The 16,053-nt window shown below is 70.6% G+C and carries 12 protein-coding genes; 9 read left to right on the top strand and 3 right to left on the bottom strand.

Annotated features, from left to right (window positions below; all coding sequences use genetic code 11):
* Nucleotides 1-64: 64 nt before the first annotated feature.
* From FNV62_RS22770 to FNV62_RS22730, 9 genes are all read left to right on the top strand, one after another.
* Nucleotides 65-937 (top strand): TatD family hydrolase, encoded by an 873-nt coding sequence (locus FNV62_RS22770; RefSeq protein WP_143626960.1) that lies wholly within the window; start codon nt 65-67, stop codon nt 935-937.
* Nucleotides 938-1,128: 191 nt separating this feature from the next.
* On the top strand, nt 1,129-2,514 hold the full coding sequence (locus FNV62_RS22765) for a resuscitation-promoting factor (RefSeq protein ID WP_225900335.1): 1,386 nt from the start codon (nt 1,129-1,131) through the stop codon (nt 2,512-2,514).
* A 125-nt stretch (nt 2,515-2,639) separates the two neighbouring features.
* A complete protein-coding gene (gene rsmA / locus FNV62_RS22760) occupies nt 2,640-3,560 on the top strand; it encodes a 16S rRNA (adenine(1518)-N(6)/adenine(1519)-N(6))-dimethyltransferase RsmA (protein WP_144315589.1) in 921 nt (306 codons plus the stop codon).
* Nucleotides 3,557-4,504 carry a 4-(cytidine 5'-diphospho)-2-C-methyl-D-erythritol kinase gene (locus FNV62_RS22755; protein WP_225900334.1) on the top strand — a complete coding sequence of 316 codons (948 nt, stop codon included), beginning with the start codon at nt 3,557-3,559 and terminating at the stop codon, nt 4,502-4,504. The genes rsmA and FNV62_RS22755 overlap by 4 nt, the downstream gene beginning before the upstream one ends.
* 142 nt (nt 4,505-4,646) lie before the next feature.
* Nucleotides 4,647-6,029, top strand: a complete 1,383-nt coding sequence (locus FNV62_RS22750; protein ID WP_143626956.1) for an acyltransferase family protein — start codon at nt 4,647-4,649, stop codon at nt 6,027-6,029.
* Nucleotides 6,030-6,258: 229 nt separating this feature from the next.
* Entirely contained in the window at nt 6,259-8,067 is a 1,809-nt protein-coding gene (locus FNV62_RS22745) for an ABC-F family ATP-binding cassette domain-containing protein (RefSeq protein WP_143601899.1), read from the top strand.
* A 238-nt stretch (nt 8,068-8,305) separates the two neighbouring features.
* The gene (locus tag FNV62_RS22740) at nt 8,306-10,174 is read left to right on the top strand and encodes a PQQ-binding-like beta-propeller repeat protein (protein ID WP_054233037.1); all 1,869 of its coding nucleotides are present in this window, start codon (nt 8,306-8,308) and stop codon (nt 10,172-10,174) included.
* A 91-nt stretch (nt 10,175-10,265) separates the two neighbouring features.
* Nucleotides 10,266-12,077, top strand: coding sequence for a PQQ-binding-like beta-propeller repeat protein (locus FNV62_RS22735; protein ID WP_144315588.1), 1,812 nt, complete (start codon nt 10,266-10,268; stop codon nt 12,075-12,077).
* Between the two features lie 225 nt (nt 12,078-12,302).
* Nucleotides 12,303-13,010 carry a helix-turn-helix transcriptional regulator gene (locus FNV62_RS22730; protein ID WP_079090104.1) on the top strand — a complete coding sequence of 236 codons (708 nt, stop codon included), beginning with the start codon at nt 12,303-12,305 and terminating at the stop codon, nt 13,008-13,010.
* A gap of 149 nt (nt 13,011-13,159) precedes the next feature.
* Here the strand turns inward: FNV62_RS22730 and FNV62_RS22725 are convergent, their stop codons facing one another.
* The 3 genes from FNV62_RS22725 to FNV62_RS22715 form a co-directional block, all read right to left on the bottom strand.
* Entirely contained in the window at nt 13,160-13,684 is a 525-nt protein-coding gene (locus FNV62_RS22725; RefSeq protein WP_097285053.1) for a hypothetical protein, read from the bottom strand.
* A 222-nt stretch (nt 13,685-13,906) separates the two neighbouring features.
* Nucleotides 13,907-14,206, bottom strand: coding sequence for a hypothetical protein (locus tag FNV62_RS22720; RefSeq protein WP_060899045.1), 300 nt, complete (start codon nt 14,204-14,206; stop codon nt 13,907-13,909).
* A gap of 20 nt (nt 14,207-14,226) precedes the next feature.
* Nucleotides 14,227-15,906 (bottom strand): sodium:solute symporter family protein, encoded by a 1,680-nt coding sequence (locus FNV62_RS22715; RefSeq protein WP_179858195.1) that lies wholly within the window; start codon nt 15,904-15,906, stop codon nt 14,227-14,229.
* Nucleotides 15,907-16,053 lie beyond the last annotated feature (147 nt).

Raw genomic sequence — 16,053 nt, 5'->3', positions numbered from 1 at the left:
GGGAGCGCGGTGACCTCGCCCGGGTGAGGTCCGGTCCGGTGTGCCCCTTTCGTAGGATCGGGGCATGCCCTCCGACAAGACCGAAGCACCACCGCTCCCCGAGCCACTGCGCGTCCCCGTCGTCGACTCGCACACCCACCTCGACATGCAGTCCGGCACCGTCGAGGAAGGCCTCGCCAAGGCCGCCTCGGTCGGCGTGACCACGGTCGTCCAGGTCGGCTGCGACCTGAAGGGCTCCCGCTGGGCGGCCGAGACCGCCGCCGCCTACGAGGCCGTCCACGCCACCGTCGCGCTGCACCCCAACGAGGCGCCCCGTATCGTGCACGGTGACCCCGACGGCTGGTCCCGCCAGGGCGCGCGGCGGCCCGGCGGCGACGGTGCCCTGGACGAGGCCCTCGCCGAGATCGACCGCCTCGCCGCCCTTCCCCAGGTCAAGGGCGTCGGCGAGACCGGGCTCGACTACTTCCGTACGGGCCCCGAAGGCAAGGCCGCCCAGGAGCGCTCCTTCCGCGCCCACATAGAGATCGCCAAGCGGCACGGAAAAGCCCTGGTCATTCACGACCGGGACGCGCACGCCGACGTGCTGCGCGTCCTGAAGGAGGAGGGCGCGCCCGAGCGGACCGTCTTCCACTGCTACTCCGGCGACGCGGTGATGGCGGAAATCTGCGCCCAGGCCGGGTACTACATGTCCTTCGCCGGAAACATGACCTTCAAGAACGCCCAGCCCCTGCGCGACGCGCTGGCCGTGGCCCCCCTGGAGCTCGTGCTCGTCGAGACCGACGCGCCCTTCCTGACCCCGGCCCCGTACCGCGGACGGCCTAACGCGCCCTATCTCATTCCGGTCACGGTGCGCGCCATGGCGGCCGTGCGGGGCATCGACGAGGACACGCTGGCGACGGCGCTCTCGGCGAACACGGCGCGGGCCTTCGGTTACTGAGGGATAACGCTTCCGGCCATTTTTAGGGGTCACACCTCAGGGCAGTGTCGCGACACAGCGTAGCCGCGTTGCTTGGGAGAGTGACGACCGCTCCGCTAGGTTCTGGTCGCCCGCCCGTCTCCCACCGCCACCCTGAACGAGCCCTCCGGGCGCCCCTTTTACTCCACCGGACCCCCCTGGATCGTGTTGTCGTGAGCAACTCGCAGTACGAGACGTTTGGCCTGACTGGAACGTCGTTCGAGGACCGAGGAACTGGTGGGCAGCCGCCGTACGGTGTCGGAGGCCCGGACCGCGGCGGCTACGTGGACACCTACCGGCCCGCATACGAGTCACTGGCGGTGTCCGAGGCGCCGACCGAGCCGATACTGCCCCGGCAGACGCCGACGTTGGTGCGGACGCAGGCGCTCGGGGACCCGGCGGAGGAGCCCCGGTCCGGCGGGCGGGCCGCCGCCCGGCGCGCGGCCCGGCGTCGGCGCACCGCCGAGCGTCCCGACCCGCTGCGGCTGCTGCCCCAGGCGCTGGTCGTCGCCTTCCTCGCGGGCGGCGCCTCCGCCTTCGTCGCCAGCGACAAGGCCATCGAGCTCAGCGTCGACGGGAAGGCGCGCACGCTGCACACCTTCGCCGACGACGTGACCGAACTGCTCGCCGAGGAGGGCGTGCGCGTCGGCGCGCACGACGTCGTCGCGCCCGCCCCCGGCGCCGAGCTGACCAGCGGTGACGAGATCGCGGTCCACTACGGGCGGCCCGTGCGGCTCACCCTCGACGGACAGCCGCACGAGGTGTGGACGACGGCGCACACGGTGGACGGGGCGCTCCAGCAGCTCGGGGTGCGCGCCGAGGGGGCGTACCTGTCGACCTCGCGCTCCCAGCGCATCGGCCGTCAGGGCCTCACGCTCGACGTCCGCACCGAGCGGACGGTGACGATCATGGCGGACGGGCGGGCACGGACGATCCGGACGAACGCGGCGACCGTCGGCGAGGCCGTCGAGGAGGCCGGGATCACCCTCCACGGCGAGGACACGACGTCCGTCCCGTCAGGGAGCTTCCCCCGGGACGGGCAGACGGTCAGCGTGATGCGGATCACCGGCTCCCAGGAGGTCCGCGAGGAGGCGATCCCTTTCCGGACGACACGGACGAACGACCCCTCGCTGTTCCACGGCACCGAGGTCGTCGACCGGGCCGGGGAGCCCGGGACCCGGCGGGTCACCTACCAGGTGCGGACCGTCAACGGGGTCAGGCAGAAGCCGTGGAGGGTCGGGGACGAGGTGGTCCGGGAGCCGCGTGGACAGGTGGTGCGGGTCGGTACGAAGCCGCGGCCCGACTCCACGCAGGCCGCGGACCATCTGAACTGGTCCGGGCTCGCGGAGTGCGAGTCCGGCGGCCGCCCCGGCGCCGTGGACCCCTCCGGCACCTACGGCGGCCTGTACCAGTTCGACACCCACACCTGGCACACGCTCGGGGGGTCCGGGCGGCCCCAGGACGCCCCGGCCGCGGAGCAGACCCGCCGGGCGAAGAAGCTGTACGTCCGCCGGGGCACGAGCCCGTGGCCCCACTGCGGAGCCCACCTCCACGACTGACGGGCGCGCGGCGCCCCTTCGGGGGCGCGGGGAACTGCGCGATCAGCCCCCACTCACCCGCGGTCGAACAACGCACCCGGGGTCTGGGAAAACGGCTCGCGCCGTCGCACCCGTACGCTTGGGGCGTGAACAGCCCCACCTCCGACGCCCTCCTGGGCCCCGCCGACGTCCGCGAGCTCGCGGGTGCCCTCGGCGTGCGGCCCACCAAGCAGCGCGGCCAGAACTTCGTGATCGACGCCAACACCGTGCGCCGCATCGTGCGCACCGCCGGCGTGCGGGCGGACGACGTGGTCGTCGAGGTGGGCCCCGGCCTCGGCTCGCTGACCCTCGCGCTGCTGGAGGCCGCCGACCGGGTCGTCGCCGTGGAGATCGACGACGTACTCGCGGGGGCACTCCCGGCGACCATCGCCGCCCGTACGCCGGCCCGCGCCGACCGCTTCGCACTCGTGCACTCCGACGCCATGCACGTGAGCGAGCTCCCCGGCCCCGCCCCCACCGCCCTCGTCGCGAACCTTCCGTACAACGTCGCCGTCCCCGTGCTGCTGCACATGCTCGACACCTTCCCGACCATCGAGCGCACGCTGGTGATGGTGCAGGCCGAGGTCGCCGACCGGCTCGCCGCCGACCCCGGCTCGAAGGTGTACGGCGTGCCGAGCGTCAAGGCCAACTGGTACGCCGACGTGAAGCGGGCCGGCTCCATCGGACGGAACGTCTTCTGGCCCGCGCCGAACGTCGACAGCGGCCTCGTGTCGCTCGTCAGGCGCGCCGAGCCCATCAGGACCACGGCCTCCAAGCGCGAGGTCTTCGCGGTCGTCGACGCCGCCTTCGCCCAGCGGCGCAAGACGCTGCGCGCCGCCCTCGCCGGGTGGGCCGGATCCGCGGCCGCCGCCGAGGTCGCGCTCGTCGCCGCCGGGGTCTCACCGCAGGCCCGCGGGGAGTCGCTGACGGTGGAGGAGTTCGCCCGCATCGCCGAGAACAAGGCCGAGAACAAGGCCGAGAGCAAGGCCGAGAGCAAGGCCGAGAACGAGGAGAGCGCTCAGCCGTGACGGAGTCGAAGACCGAGCCCACGACGCACACGGGCAGGGGCACGGGCACGGACGTCGTGACCGTACGTGTCCCCGCCAAGGTCAACGTCCAGCTCGCCGTCGGCGCCGCCCGCCCCGACGGCTTCCACGACCTGGCCAACGTCTTCCTCGCCGTAGGGCTGTACGACGAGGTCACCGTGACGCCGGCCGACGAGCTGCGGATCACCTGCGAGGGCCCGGACGCCGACCAGGTCCCCCTCGACGCCACGAACCTGGCGGCCCGCGCGGCCCTCGAACTCGCCCGCCGGTACGGCGTCGAACCGGGGGTCCACCTCCACATCGCCAAGGACATCCCCGTCGCGGGCGGCATGGCGGGCGGCAGCGCCGACGGCGCCGGCGCGCTGCTCGCCTGCGACGCCCTGTGGGGGACGAACGCCTCCCGTGAGGAACTCCTCGACATCTGCGCCGAGTTGGGCAGTGACGTGCCGTTCAGCCTGGTGGGCGGGGCGGCGCTGGGTGTCGGACGGGGCGAGCAGCTGCGGACGCTGGAGGTCGGCGGGACCTTCCACTGGGTCTTCGCGATCGCCGAGCGCGGGCTGTCGACCCCGGCGGTCTTCCGGGAGTTCGACCGGATGAACGAAGGCGTGCGGATCCCGGAGCCGGTCGCCTCGCAGGAGCTGCTCGACGCGCTGGCCAAGGGGGATGCCGGGGCCCTCGCCCGCGCCGTCTCCAACGATCTCCAGCCCGCCGCGCTCTCCCTCTTCCCGGCCCTCGCCGACACGCTCGCCGCCGGGCGGAACGCCGGTGCGCTCGCGGCCCTGGTCTCCGGCTCGGGGCCGACCACGGCCTTCCTCGCGGCGGACGCCGAGTCCGCGCGCGCGGTCGCCGACACACTGCGCGCCTCCGGCACCTGCCGGACGGTACGGGTCACCGACGGCCCCGCCCCCGGCGCGACGGTCGTCTGACCCGCACGGACACGTCACGGGCACCCGGTACCGAGCAGCACGTCACGGGCACCCGGTACACGTCACGGGCACCCGGTACTCAGAGGCGAATTGAGTACGGGCGCGCTGACGCCGTAGCGGCGGACGGCGCGACCGTACTCGTATGGCATCAAGCGCTCACGCCCTCGCCGAGGCCACACCCGCCTCGCGCGACAAGTACGTCGACCTGCTGCGGGTCGCCTCGCTCGGCACGGTGGTGCTCGGGCACTGGCTGATGGCCGCCGTGTCGGTGCGCGGCGACGGACGGGCCGAGGTCGGGAACCTGCTCGCCGTGGAGCCCCGCCTCCAACTGCTCACCTGGGCCCTCCAGGTCATGCCCGTCTTCTTCTTCGTCGGCGGCTTCTCGCACGCGCTGTCGTACCGCTCGCTGCGACGCAAGGCCGGGGAGAACGGGGAGAACGGGGAGGACGGGAAGAACGGGGGAGCGGCTCTCTACTCCGTGTTCCTGCGCGCCCGGTTGCAGCGGCTGCTGCGGCCGACCGTGGTGTTCATCGGCGTGTGGGGAGCGCTCGCGCTCGCTCTGCAACTCGCGGGCAAGGAGGGCGGGTTGCTGGACGTGTCGCTGCGACTCGTCGCCCAGCCGCTGTGGTTCATAGGGATCTATCTGGCGATGGTGGCCTTCACCCCGCCGCTGCTACGGCTGCACGAGCGATACGGGTGGGGCGCGTTCGGCGGGCTCGCCGCCGCGGCCGGGCTCGTGGACGTGCTGCGGTTCGGGTTCGGGGTGCCGTACGTCGAGTTCCTGAACTTCGCCTTCGTCTGGCTCGCCGTCCACCAGCTCGGATTCCTGCGCGCGGACGGGAAGCTGCGACGCCCGTACCTCCTCGCGGGCGCCGGGCTCGCCGGGGCGGTGCTGCTGGTGGCGTACGGGCCGTATCCACTGTCCATGGTGGGGATGCCCGGCGAGAAGATCTCCAACATGGCGCCGCCCACCTTCGCGCTGCTGTGCCACGGGCTGTGGCTGGTCGGCGGGGTGGAGTCGCTGCGGGGCCCCGCGCGGCGGTGGCTGCGCCGGCCACGGGTGTGGCGTGCGGTCGTCGCGGCCAACGGCGTGTCCATGACCGCCTTCCTGTGGCACCTGACCGCGATGCTCGGTGTGTACGGGGCGCTGCTGGCCCTCGGTGTACGGCTGCCGGAGCCCGCGACGGGGGTGTGGTGGGCCCAGGTGCCGGTGCGGGTGGTGGTGGCCGGTGCGGTGACGGCCCTGCTCGTCACCGTGTTCCGGAGGTTCGAACAGCCCTCTGCCGTGGTCCTGGGGGAGTCGGGGGTGTCGCCCGCGGGTGCGCGGCCGGCCGCCGCGCTCGGCGTGACGCTGTGCCTCTTCGGGGTGCTGGGGCTCTCCATGGTCGGGTTCGGCGGGTTGCTGGAGGGGCGTACGGCGGTACTGGTCGCGGTCCGGGTGACGGCTCCGGTCGCCGTGGCGATGACGCTCGCGGGGTGGCTGCTGGTGGAGCGGGCGGGACGCGGTCGGTCTCTAGCCGCGTGAGTATTCGGCCCGCGGCCGCGTAAGTATGTGGCGCGGCGCGTTGTCCACGGGCCGGTGGGGGCCGGTCGCGGGGTTCCCCGCGCCCCTGGGGGCCGGGGCTGCACCCCAGGCCCCGACCACCCGCAGCCGAGGGAGCCACCCGCAACCGCAGGACGCACCCGTGTGGCTCGGGAGGTGAGGGAGCCGGACTACCCTTGAGGGTCGATCGTCCCCCTTGTTCAGGAGAGAAATGGCCGTCAACCTGGTCAATGTCGAGTCCGTCAGCAAGGTGTACGGCACCCGTGCCCTGCTCGACGGAGTCTCCCTCGGCGTCAGCGAGGGCGACCGGATCGGTGTGGTCGGGCGGAACGGCGACGGCAAGACCACCCTCATCCGCATGCTCGCCAAGCTGGAGGAGGCCGACACCGGCCGTGTCACGCACTCCGGCGGGCTGCATCTGGGAGTGCTGACCCAGCACGACTCCCTCGATCCCACCGCCACTGTCCGGCACGAGGTCATCCGGGACCTCGCCGACCACGAGTGGGCGGGCAACGCCAAGATCAGGGACGTCCTGACGGGACTGTTCGGCGGCCTTGACCTGCCGGGGTTCCCACAGGGGCTCGACACGGTGATCGGCCCGCTCTCCGGCGGTGAGCGCCGCCGTATCGCGCTCGCCAAGCTGCTCATCGAGGAGCAGGATCTGATCATCCTCGACGAGCCCACCAACCACCTGGACGTGGAGGGCATCGCCTGGCTCGCCCAGCACCTGCGGGAGCGTCGGTCGGCGCTGGTGTGCGTGACCCACGACCGGTGGTTCCTCGACCAGGTCTGCACCCGCATGTGGGACGTGCAGAAGGGCGCGGTGTACGAGTACGAGGGCGGGTACTCCGACTACGTCTTCGCGCGCGCGGAGCGTGAGCGCATCGCCGCCACCGAGGAGGTCAAGCGGCAGAACCTGGTGCGCAAGGAGCTGGCCTGGCTGCGGCGCGGTGCCCCCGCCCGTACGTCCAAGCCGCGCTTCCGCGTCGAGGCCGCCAACGAGCTGATCGCGGACGTGCCGCCGCCCCGCGACAAGAGCGAACTGATGAAGTTCGCCAGCTCGCGCCTCGGCAAGACGGTCTTCGATCTTGAGGACGTGACGGTGCAGGCGGGCCCGAAGGTCCTGCTCAAGCACCTCACCTGGCAGCTCGGGCCCGGCGACCGGGTCGGGCTCGTGGGGGTGAACGGAGCCGGCAAGACCTCCCTTCTGCGCGCCATGGCCGAGGCCGCCCGCAGCGACGGGGAGACGCAGCCCGTGGCCGGGCGGATCAGCACCGGCAAGACCGTCAAGCTCGCCTATCTGTCGCAGGAGGTCGCCGAGCTCGACCCGACCTGGCGGGTGCTACAGGCCGTGCAGGCCGTCCGTGACCGGGTCGACCTGGGCACGGGGCGCGAGCTGACCGCGGGGCAGCTGTGCGAGACGTTCGGCTTCAACAAGGAGAAGCAGTGGACGCCCGTCGGGGACCTCAGCGGTGGTGAGCGGCGGCGGCTTCAGCTGCTGCGGCTGCTCATGGACGAGCCCAACGTCCTCTTCCTCGACGAGCCCACCAACGACCTCGACATCGAGACGCTGACCCAGCTGGAGGACCTGCTCGACGGCTGGCCCGGCTCGATGATCGTGATCTCCCACGACCGGTTCTTCATCGAGCGCACGACGGACAACGTGTTCGCGCTCCTCGGCGACAGCACCCTGCGGATGCTGCCGCGCGGGATCGACGAGTACCTGGAGCGGCGCAAGCGCATGGAGGAGGTCGCCGCGGCCGCCGTACTCGCCGCCGCGCCCGCGCCGTCCGCCAGGGCCGCCTCCTCCGCCGACGCCCGCGCCGCGAAGAAGGAGCTGCAGAAGATCGAGCGTCAGCTCGACAAGATCTCCGAGAAGGAGAACAAGCTTCACACCCAAATCGCCGACAACGCGACGGACTTCGAGAAGGTCGCCAAACTCGACGCCGAACTGCGTCAGTTGATCGGTGAGCGCGAGGAACTGGAGCTGCGCTGGCTGGAGCTCGCTGAGGACGCGTAAGCCCCTGGAAGGCGGCGCGCGCGTCCCGTGAAGGGCGCGTGAAGGCGCATAACGAGGGCGTCACGGGCCGGTCCTCCCTTGGGAACAGGGGGAGTACCGGCCCCTTGTTCGAGGTCTCCAGAGTGATAGAAAGGTCCGTCTGAGAACAGTCTGAGAACCACCGGTGTGGCGCGAAATCGGCGCCGCCGACCGCGCCGCCGGTGGGGCGCCACATCAGTGAACTAGGGGGAACGCGCTGATGAGTCAGCCGCCGAGTGAGCCGCCGCAGGGTGGCTTCGGAGCACCGCAGGACCAGCCACCGACGCCGTCGACGCCACCGGTTCCACCGGCGGCACCGGCGCAGGGCGGGTTCGGCGCACCCCCCAACGCGCCCCAGGGCACGCCCCCTCCGCCCGCCGGTCCGCCGGCGCCCGGTTACGGATATCCGCAGCAGCCCGGGCCCTACGCCCAACCCGGCCCGTACGCACAGCCGCCGCAGCAGCCGGCGGGCCCGTACGCACAGCCTCCGCAGCAGCCGGGTCCGTACGCCCAGCCCGGTCCGTACGCCCAGCCCGGCCCGTACGGTCAGCAGCCCGCATACGGTCAGCAGCCCGGATACGGGTCCGGGTACGGCTATCCGGGCCAGGCGCAGTATCCCGGCGGCCCGGGTACCCCTCCGCCTCCTCCCGGTGGTTCCAAGAGCCCCTTCAAAGGCCGGCCGGCCATGGTCGTCGGCGCCGCCGTGGCCGCGCTGCTCGTCGTCGGCGGGACGGTCTGGGCCGTCAGCGGCGGGGGCGGCGACGACGGCAAGAAGCCGGTCGCCCAGGACAGCAAGGGCGGGAAGGCCTCTTCCTCCGCCGATCCGGTCAACCCCGGTGACGGCAGCGGCAACGGTGGCGGGGACCCCGAGAACCTCAACGCGGGCCGCCAGGCCGGTGAGGCGAAGGTGCTCTGGTACAAGCAGGCACCCGACGCCCCCGGTTCCGGCGCCGACGCCCCCGGCCTGTGGATCACCGACAAGGCGGCGGTGAAGGCCGCGTACAAGCAGGTGTTCGCGTACAACGTCGGGGACGGCAAGCCCGCTTGGGACCCGATCACGTTCCCGCAGCCGATCTGCGCGGTCACCCCGCAGAAGACGTCCGACGACAAGGTCGTCGTGGCGTACAAGAGCGGTGCCGGCGACAACGCCAAGTGCAACCAGCTCCAGCTGATAGACCTCGGCACCGGTGCCAAGGGCTGGAGCGGCAAGGTCGCCGACGGAGCGCTCTTCGACAGCACGCTCACCATCGAACTGTCGGTCACCGGCAAGACGCTGATGGTCGGTCGTTCGCAGTCCGGCACGGCGTACGACATCACCAGCGGCAAGAAGCTCTGGGACAAGACGAACTACGGCCAGGCCTGCTACCCGGCCGCGTTCGCGGGCGGCGCCAAGCTGCTGTCCGTCGCCTCCTGCGGTGCCGCCACCGACACCGAGCACGACGAGGTGCAGCAGCTGGACCCGGCCACCGGCAAGGCCAAGTGGACCACGAAGATCCCCAAGGGCTGGACGGTCGAGCGCACGTACTCCGTCGACCCCGTCGTCATCTACATGACCAACAAGGACCAGAAGAAGGTCAACGTCACCACGTTCAAGGACAACGGTGCCGTCCGTTCGCAGCTCAAGAGCAGCGACGCCTTCAGGCCCGAGTGCGGTTTCGCCATCCTCGACCGCGATCTGACGGGCTGTTTCGGCACCGCCGCCGACGCGAACACGCTCTATCTGCCGACCGAGGCGAAGAGCGGCGCCAACGAGATCGTCGCCTTCGACCTGTCGACGGGCAAGGAGAAGTGGCGCGTCAAGTCCCCGGCCGACGAGTCGATGCTGCCGCTGAAGATGGACGGCACGCGGTTGATCGCGTACGTCGAGCCGTCGTACGACGCCGGTGGGCAGATCGTGTCGATCCCCACGACCGGAAGCAGTCACCGGCCCACCAAGCTGCTGCAGAACCCGCAGGGCACGGCGTCGGTCGAGAACGGCTTCTTCTCGAAGGCGGTCGACTACGTGGACGGGCGCTTCTACCTCTCCACCACCCGGCTGACGGGCAACGACCAGTCGAAGGAGAAGTTGATGCTGGCCTACGGCAAGTGACGCACGCTCACGCCACCTTCGCCCCGTTCGCCACCTTCTTCGTCTCCCGCATCTCCGTCCCCAACGCATCCGCATCCGAGGTAGACACGTCATGAGCCAGCCGCCGCCCCCACCACCGCCGAACCAGCCCCCACAGGGTGGCTTCGGCGCGCCCCAGGACCCTCCGCCGGGTGGCTTCGGCGCACCCCAGGACCCTCCGCCGGGCGGTTTCGGCGCACCGCAGGCTCCGCCGCCCGGCGGGTTCGGCGCCCCGCAGCCTCCGCAGGGTCCCGGTTACGGCTACCCGCAGCAGGCGCCCCCGCCGGGGCCCCCGGCCCAGCCGGGGTACGGCTACCCCGGTCAGCAGCCCGCGCAGCCCCCGGGACCCCCGTACGGCTACGGCTATCCGCAGCAGCAGCAGCAGCCGCCGACCTACCCGATGCAGCCCCAGGTTCCCCAGGGCGGGGGCGGCGGCCGGAAGCCGAACAGCCAGGTGGTCATCATCGTGGCGGCCGTCGTGGCCGTCGCGTTGATCATCGGCGGCGGGGTCTGGTACGCGAACTCCGGCAAGGACGACAGCAAGAACAACTCCTCCGGTACGAGCGGCGGCACCGGAGGCAAGGGCGGCTCGGGCGGCGGCGGGACCACCGGTTCCACCGGCAAGGAGAAGGTCCCCGCCAACACCACCTCCAAGGTTCTCTTCCAGGTCCCCGCGCCCGCCGTGCCCGCCGAGAGCAGCGTGTCCACCGTCGGCTCCTGGCTCACCGACAAGGTGTACGCCAAGAGCGGCGACGCCGAGATCAACGGCTACGACCCCGACTCCGGCGCCAAGCTCTGGACGATCAAACTCCCCGGCCCGGTGTGCACGGCCAGCCGCCACACCACCGACTCCGGACGGACCGCGATCGTCTACGAGCCCGCCATGCCGACCAAGGCGAAGCCTTCCCACGGCTGCAGCGAGGTCTCCGCCCTCGACCTCGCCGCGGGCAAGCTGCTGTGGACGAAGTCGGTCAAGTCCGGTGACCAGAAGACCAGCCTCAACAACGTGACCACCAGCGCGAACACCGTCGCCGTGGGCAGCACCAACGGTGGCGCCGCGTTCGACATCTCCACCGGCAAGGCGCTGTGGGCACCCAAGCCCACGGACAGCTGCTACGACGCAGGGTACGGCGGCGGCGACAAGCTGGTCGCGGTCCGCAAGTGCGGCGAGTACGGCAGTACGCGGCAGTTGCACATCCAGACCATCGACCCGACGTCCGGGAAGGTGATCTCGGAGTACAAGATGTCGCCCGGCATCGAGTACGCGAGCGTCGTGTCGACCAACCCGCTGGTGGTGGCCGCCGACGTCGGCGACTCCGCCGGTGACGGCAGCGGCATCTCGGACTTCTTCTCCATCGACAACAAGACCGGCCAACTGCGCACCAGGATCTCCGCGCCGGGCAAGACCTACGCCGCCAAGTGCGACGGCATCACCAGGATCGAGGGCTGCGCGAAACTGGCGGTCGGCAACGACAGGCTCTACATCCCGACCGAGCAGCACGACGGCGGCCAGTCCGGCCGGATCAACGAGATCGTCGCCTTCGACCTGGGCACCGGCAAGCAGACCGGCCAGCGCGCGGACGCGGGCGACGGCTACGACATCTCCCCGCTGCGCATGGACGGCGGCAACCTCCTCGCGTACAAGCGTCCGCCCTACGACAAGGGCGGTCAGATCGTGAGCATCGACGGCACCTCCTTCAAGGAGACCAAGCTCCTGGAGAACCCGGCGACCCAGGCGGTCCGCGACGCGGAGACGAGCATGCTCCCGGACTACGCGGAGATCCTTTACAGCGAAGGTCACCTCTACATGTCCGCGATCTACGCCCACAAGCCGTACAGCACCTCCGAGAAGGAGTACCTGGCGATCGCGTTCGGCACGCAGTAGGTCAACTTCTTTTGACCATGGCCCCGTCCCAGCTCAGGGACGGGGCCGTTCGCTTACCCCTCATCACTCCCGAATGCGAGGAATTTCGATATTCCGGGGCACTTCTCACCAGTAGGGGAAGCGCAACGTCGAACAAGCGTGTAGCTTCCGGGGGATGGAGAGCCGGGGGGCTCCTAATCCACGGGGAACCAGTGGGGATGCTTGGGGGGACTGGGGGGTTGCTCGATGGGAGTGCGGCTCATGGTGGTCGACGACCACCGACTGCTCGCCGAGGCGTTGGCCTCGGCGTTGAAACTGCGGGGGCACCGGGTGCTCGCCGCGGCGGCGCCCGCCGCGGGAGCGGCGGAGCTGGTGATCACCAGGGCACCGGAGGTGTGCCTGATCGGCACGGCGACACCCGCCGAGCCGGGAATCTTCGACCCGGTGATCAGGATCAAGCGGGAGCGTCCGCAGGTGGCGGTCCTGGTTCTGGGGCCGGTCCCGAACCCGCGCGGCATCGCCGCCGCGTTCGCCGCGGGCGCGTCGGGCTACGTACGCCACGACGAGCGCATAGAGGGAGTCGAGCGCGCCATCATGAAGGCGAGGGCGGGTGAGGCGGCGGTCGCCCCCGCCCTGCTCCAGGGCGCCTTCAGTGAGCTGCTGAACCCCGCCGCCCAACCGGACGACGAGGGCCAGCGGCTCCTGCAGATGCTCACCCCACGCGAGGTGGAGGTCCTGGTGAGGGTCGCGGACGGGGAGGACACGAGGCTCATCGCGGCCGGTATGGGGATAGCCCCGTCGACCGCCAGGACCCATGTCCAGCGGGTGCTGATGAAGCTGGGGGTGGGATCGCGGCTGGAGGCGGCCGCCCTGGCCGCGCGGACGGGGCTGCTGGACCGGGCGGGGCCGATGACGGCGGTGCTGGGGAGTACGGAAGACCCTCGGCCCACGTAGTCACCCCGTCGAGGGTGTGGCGAGTCGACCGCGTACCCAAAAGGCGTTGGGCTCGACGGTGAAGTACCGCCGGACCCAACGCCATTCGTTCAGACCGCGTTGTCAGGCGTGTTCGTGAGTCGCCGACACGGCGTGCGGTGAACGACGGGTCACGTGCATGCCTCGGAGAGCTGCGCATCGGTGGCGAGCACCGCGTTCAACGCCGCGGTGATGTTGGCCGGGACCTGCGGGACGGCCGCCAGAGCGGCGGTGAGGACCTTCAGGTCCGCCTGCAGCTGCATCGCGAGGGTCGCGCAGGTCGACCGCGTCGGAGGCGCTGCCGGGAGGCACCCGGCGGCGCGGAGCTGCGCGACCGTGGTCTGGGCTGCGGCGACTGCCGCCTGGGCCGCGGCGACGTTGGGCGTCGGCGTGGCGGCCAGAGCCGTCGCGGCGGCCTGCAACTGCATGGCGAGCTCACTGCTCAGAGTGGCGCAGGCCCTCGGGGTCGTCGGCGGCATCGGCGGCATCGGCGGCATCGGGGGCGTCGGGGGCTTCGGGCCCTTGGATTCCTGGACGACGGGCGTGACGGGCTGCGGGTTCGTGGCCGCCATGGCCGCCGGGGCTATGACCAGGGACAGGGATGCCAGGGCCGCGGCCGACGCGACAGCGGACCCGAAGCGCTTGAGATGGAACATTCCGCGCCTTTCTTTGTGTGTGAGTGAGGAAGCCGGGGAGGTGTCCCCCAGCTCAGGAGGCCTCGCGGCGTGGCCACCGGCAACTCCATTTGTCCTATTCACTCCGGGTCGTGGCAGCCGCCGACGCCCTCGATGGAAAGAAGGGTGCAGGTCAGAGGCGTGCGGCGGAGATGATCCGCACGCGGGTGCCCGCTACTGTGAACGGGCGACCACTTGGAGCGATCATTCCTCGTCGGGCAACGGCACGGGCGGAGCCAGCGGGCGCAGCCACAGCCACAGCAGGAAGAAGATGCCCAGGGCGAGCATGCCGAGGCCGGTCCAGAGGTTGATGTTGACTCCTTGGGCCTTGGCGAGTTCGGCCTTGGAGGCGGTCAGGCCCGCCAGGGTGACGATGACGCCGTAGACGACGAACAGGCCGCCGATGATGGTGCGGATGTCGAAGAGGCGGGTCGCGGTCGCGGACTGATGCTCCAGCTCCGTGACCTCGCGCTGGACATCACGGTCCGAATAGTGGTCGGACATGGTTGCTCAGGCCTCCTGCGTCAGAACGAGAACGGGATGTAGCAGGCCGCCGCCAGGATCAGCGCGCCCCAGCCCAGCAGTGCCGGCCTGCGGTACCACGCGTCGTCTCCCACGGCCGGCGGCTCGGCCATGCCGGGGGAGACGGTGCCGTAGACCAGGCCCTGGAGGTCCTCCGCCGGTTTGGGGGCCGTGAAGAGGGAGACCGCGACCATCACCACCGCGCCGGCCACGAAGCCCGCGATCGCCGAGACGAAGTTGGCTCCCTGGTCGGAGGGGATGGCGATGATCCCCTGCTTGTAGATGACGAAGTAGTTGACCATCGCGGCCGTCGTGCCCGCCAACAGCCCCCAGAAGCCCGACTTCGCCGACGCGCGCTTCCAGAACATGCCGACGATGAAGGCCACGAACATCGGCACGTTGAAGAAGGAGAAGAGGGTCTGCAGGTAGGCCATGATGTTGGAGAAGGACGACGCCAGGAAGGCCGTGCCGATCGACGCCAGGACGCCGATCACCGTGATCAGGCGGCCGAAGCGGACGTAGTAGGAGTCCTCCCGGTCGGTCACGACGTACCGCCGCCAGATGTCCGACGTGAACACCGTGTTGAACGACGAGACGTTGGCCGCCATGCCCGCCATGAAGGCCGCCAGGAGCCCCGTCACCGCGATGCCCAGCACGCCGTTCGGCAGCAGTTCCTGCATCAGGTACGGGACCGCGTCGTTGTACTGGAGGTTCGAGCCGCTCGTGCCGATCCTGGGCACCAGGACCGCCGCCACCAGGCCCGGGATCATCACCAGGAAGACGATGAAGATCTTGGGGAACGCCGCGATGAGCGGTGTGCGCTGGGCCGCCGACAGGTTCTTCGCCGAGAGCGCGCGCTGCACCTCCGCGAAGTTCGTCGTCCAGTAGCCGAAGGAGAGGACGAAGCCGAGGCCGAGGACGATGGTCAGCCAGTTCGCGCCCAGCGGGTTCACATGGCCGATGCCCGTACCGCCCCAGGCGGTGGTGAAGTCACTGCCGTGGCTCTTGTCGAGCGAGTGGGTCAGGCCGTCCCAGCCGCCGACGCGCTTCAGGCCGAGCGCGGCGATCGGGATCAGGGCCGCGAGGATCACGAAGAACTGCAGCACCTCGTTGTAGATCGCCGAGGACAGGCCGCCGAGCGTGATGTACGCCAGGACGAAGAACCCCGCGATCACGATCGCCACCCACTGCGGCCAGCCGAGCAGGGCCTCGACCACGATCGCCAGTGAGTACAGGTTGACGCCCGCGATCAGGATCGCCGCGAAGGCGAACAGGATCGAACTCAGCAGGTGCGCCGCCTTGTCGAAGCGCAGAAGCAGGAACTCCGGGACCGAGCGGACCTTCGAGCCGTAGTAGAACGGCATCATCACCAGGCCCAGGAACACCATGGCGGGGATCGCGCCGATCCAGTACCAGTGCACCGTGTAGACGCCGTACTGCGCGCTGTTCGCGGCCATCCCCAGGATCTCGGTCGCGCCGAGGTTGGCGGAGATGAACGCGAGGCCGGTGATCCAGGCGGGCAGCGACCGCCCGGAGAGAAAGAAGTCGAGGCTGGTTTTGACCGAGGCCTTGGCGGCGAAACCGATGCCGAGCACGACGACGAAGTAGATGCCGAGGATCGTGTAGTCGAGCCCGTTCGTGGGGAGCCGGAGCCCTGCGGCGAGGTATGTGGGGGCATGCATGCCCGTATCCATGCCCCATGAGTCCCACGATGCAGCCCAAGCTTCACAGACACCCCCCAAACCCCCGCAGGCATTGACGTCCCTGTTGCTTTGTGGTTTGTTGTGTTCGGTTATGTTTGATGGTTGGGTGTGGTGTGGATGAGGAGT

It is taken from the genome of Streptomyces sp. RLB3-17 (assembly GCF_007113425.2).
Taxonomy (GTDB): domain Bacteria; phylum Actinomycetota; class Actinomycetes; order Streptomycetales; family Streptomycetaceae; genus Streptomyces; species Streptomyces mirabilis_D.
This window is presented reverse-complemented; position numbering and strand designations above follow the sequence as displayed.

Bases quoted from the DNA above. Each gene is read 5' to 3' on its own strand.
- FNV62_RS22740 (WP_054233037.1), top strand. From the start codon at position 8,306: ATGAGTCAGCCGCCGAGTGAGCCGCCGCAGGGTGGCTTCGGAGCACCG.
- FNV62_RS22715 (WP_179858195.1), bottom strand. From the start codon at position 15,906: ATGCATGCCCCCACATACCTCGCCGCAGGGCTCCGGCTCCCCACGAAC.
- FNV62_RS22770 (WP_143626960.1), top strand. From the start codon at position 65: ATGCCCTCCGACAAGACCGAAGCACCACCGCTCCCCGAGCCACTGCGC.
- FNV62_RS22735 (WP_144315588.1), top strand. From the start codon at position 10,266: ATGAGCCAGCCGCCGCCCCCACCACCGCCGAACCAGCCCCCACAGGGT.
- FNV62_RS22720 (WP_060899045.1), bottom strand. From the start codon at position 14,206: ATGTCCGACCACTATTCGGACCGTGATGTCCAGCGCGAGGTCACGGAG.
- FNV62_RS22750 (WP_143626956.1), top strand. From the start codon at position 4,647: ATGGCATCAAGCGCTCACGCCCTCGCCGAGGCCACACCCGCCTCGCGC.
- FNV62_RS22745 (WP_143601899.1), top strand. From the start codon at position 6,259: ATGGCCGTCAACCTGGTCAATGTCGAGTCCGTCAGCAAGGTGTACGGC.
- FNV62_RS22730 (WP_079090104.1), top strand. From the start codon at position 12,303: ATGGGAGTGCGGCTCATGGTGGTCGACGACCACCGACTGCTCGCCGAG.
- FNV62_RS22725 (WP_097285053.1), bottom strand. From the start codon at position 13,684: ATGTTCCATCTCAAGCGCTTCGGGTCCGCTGTCGCGTCGGCCGCGGCC.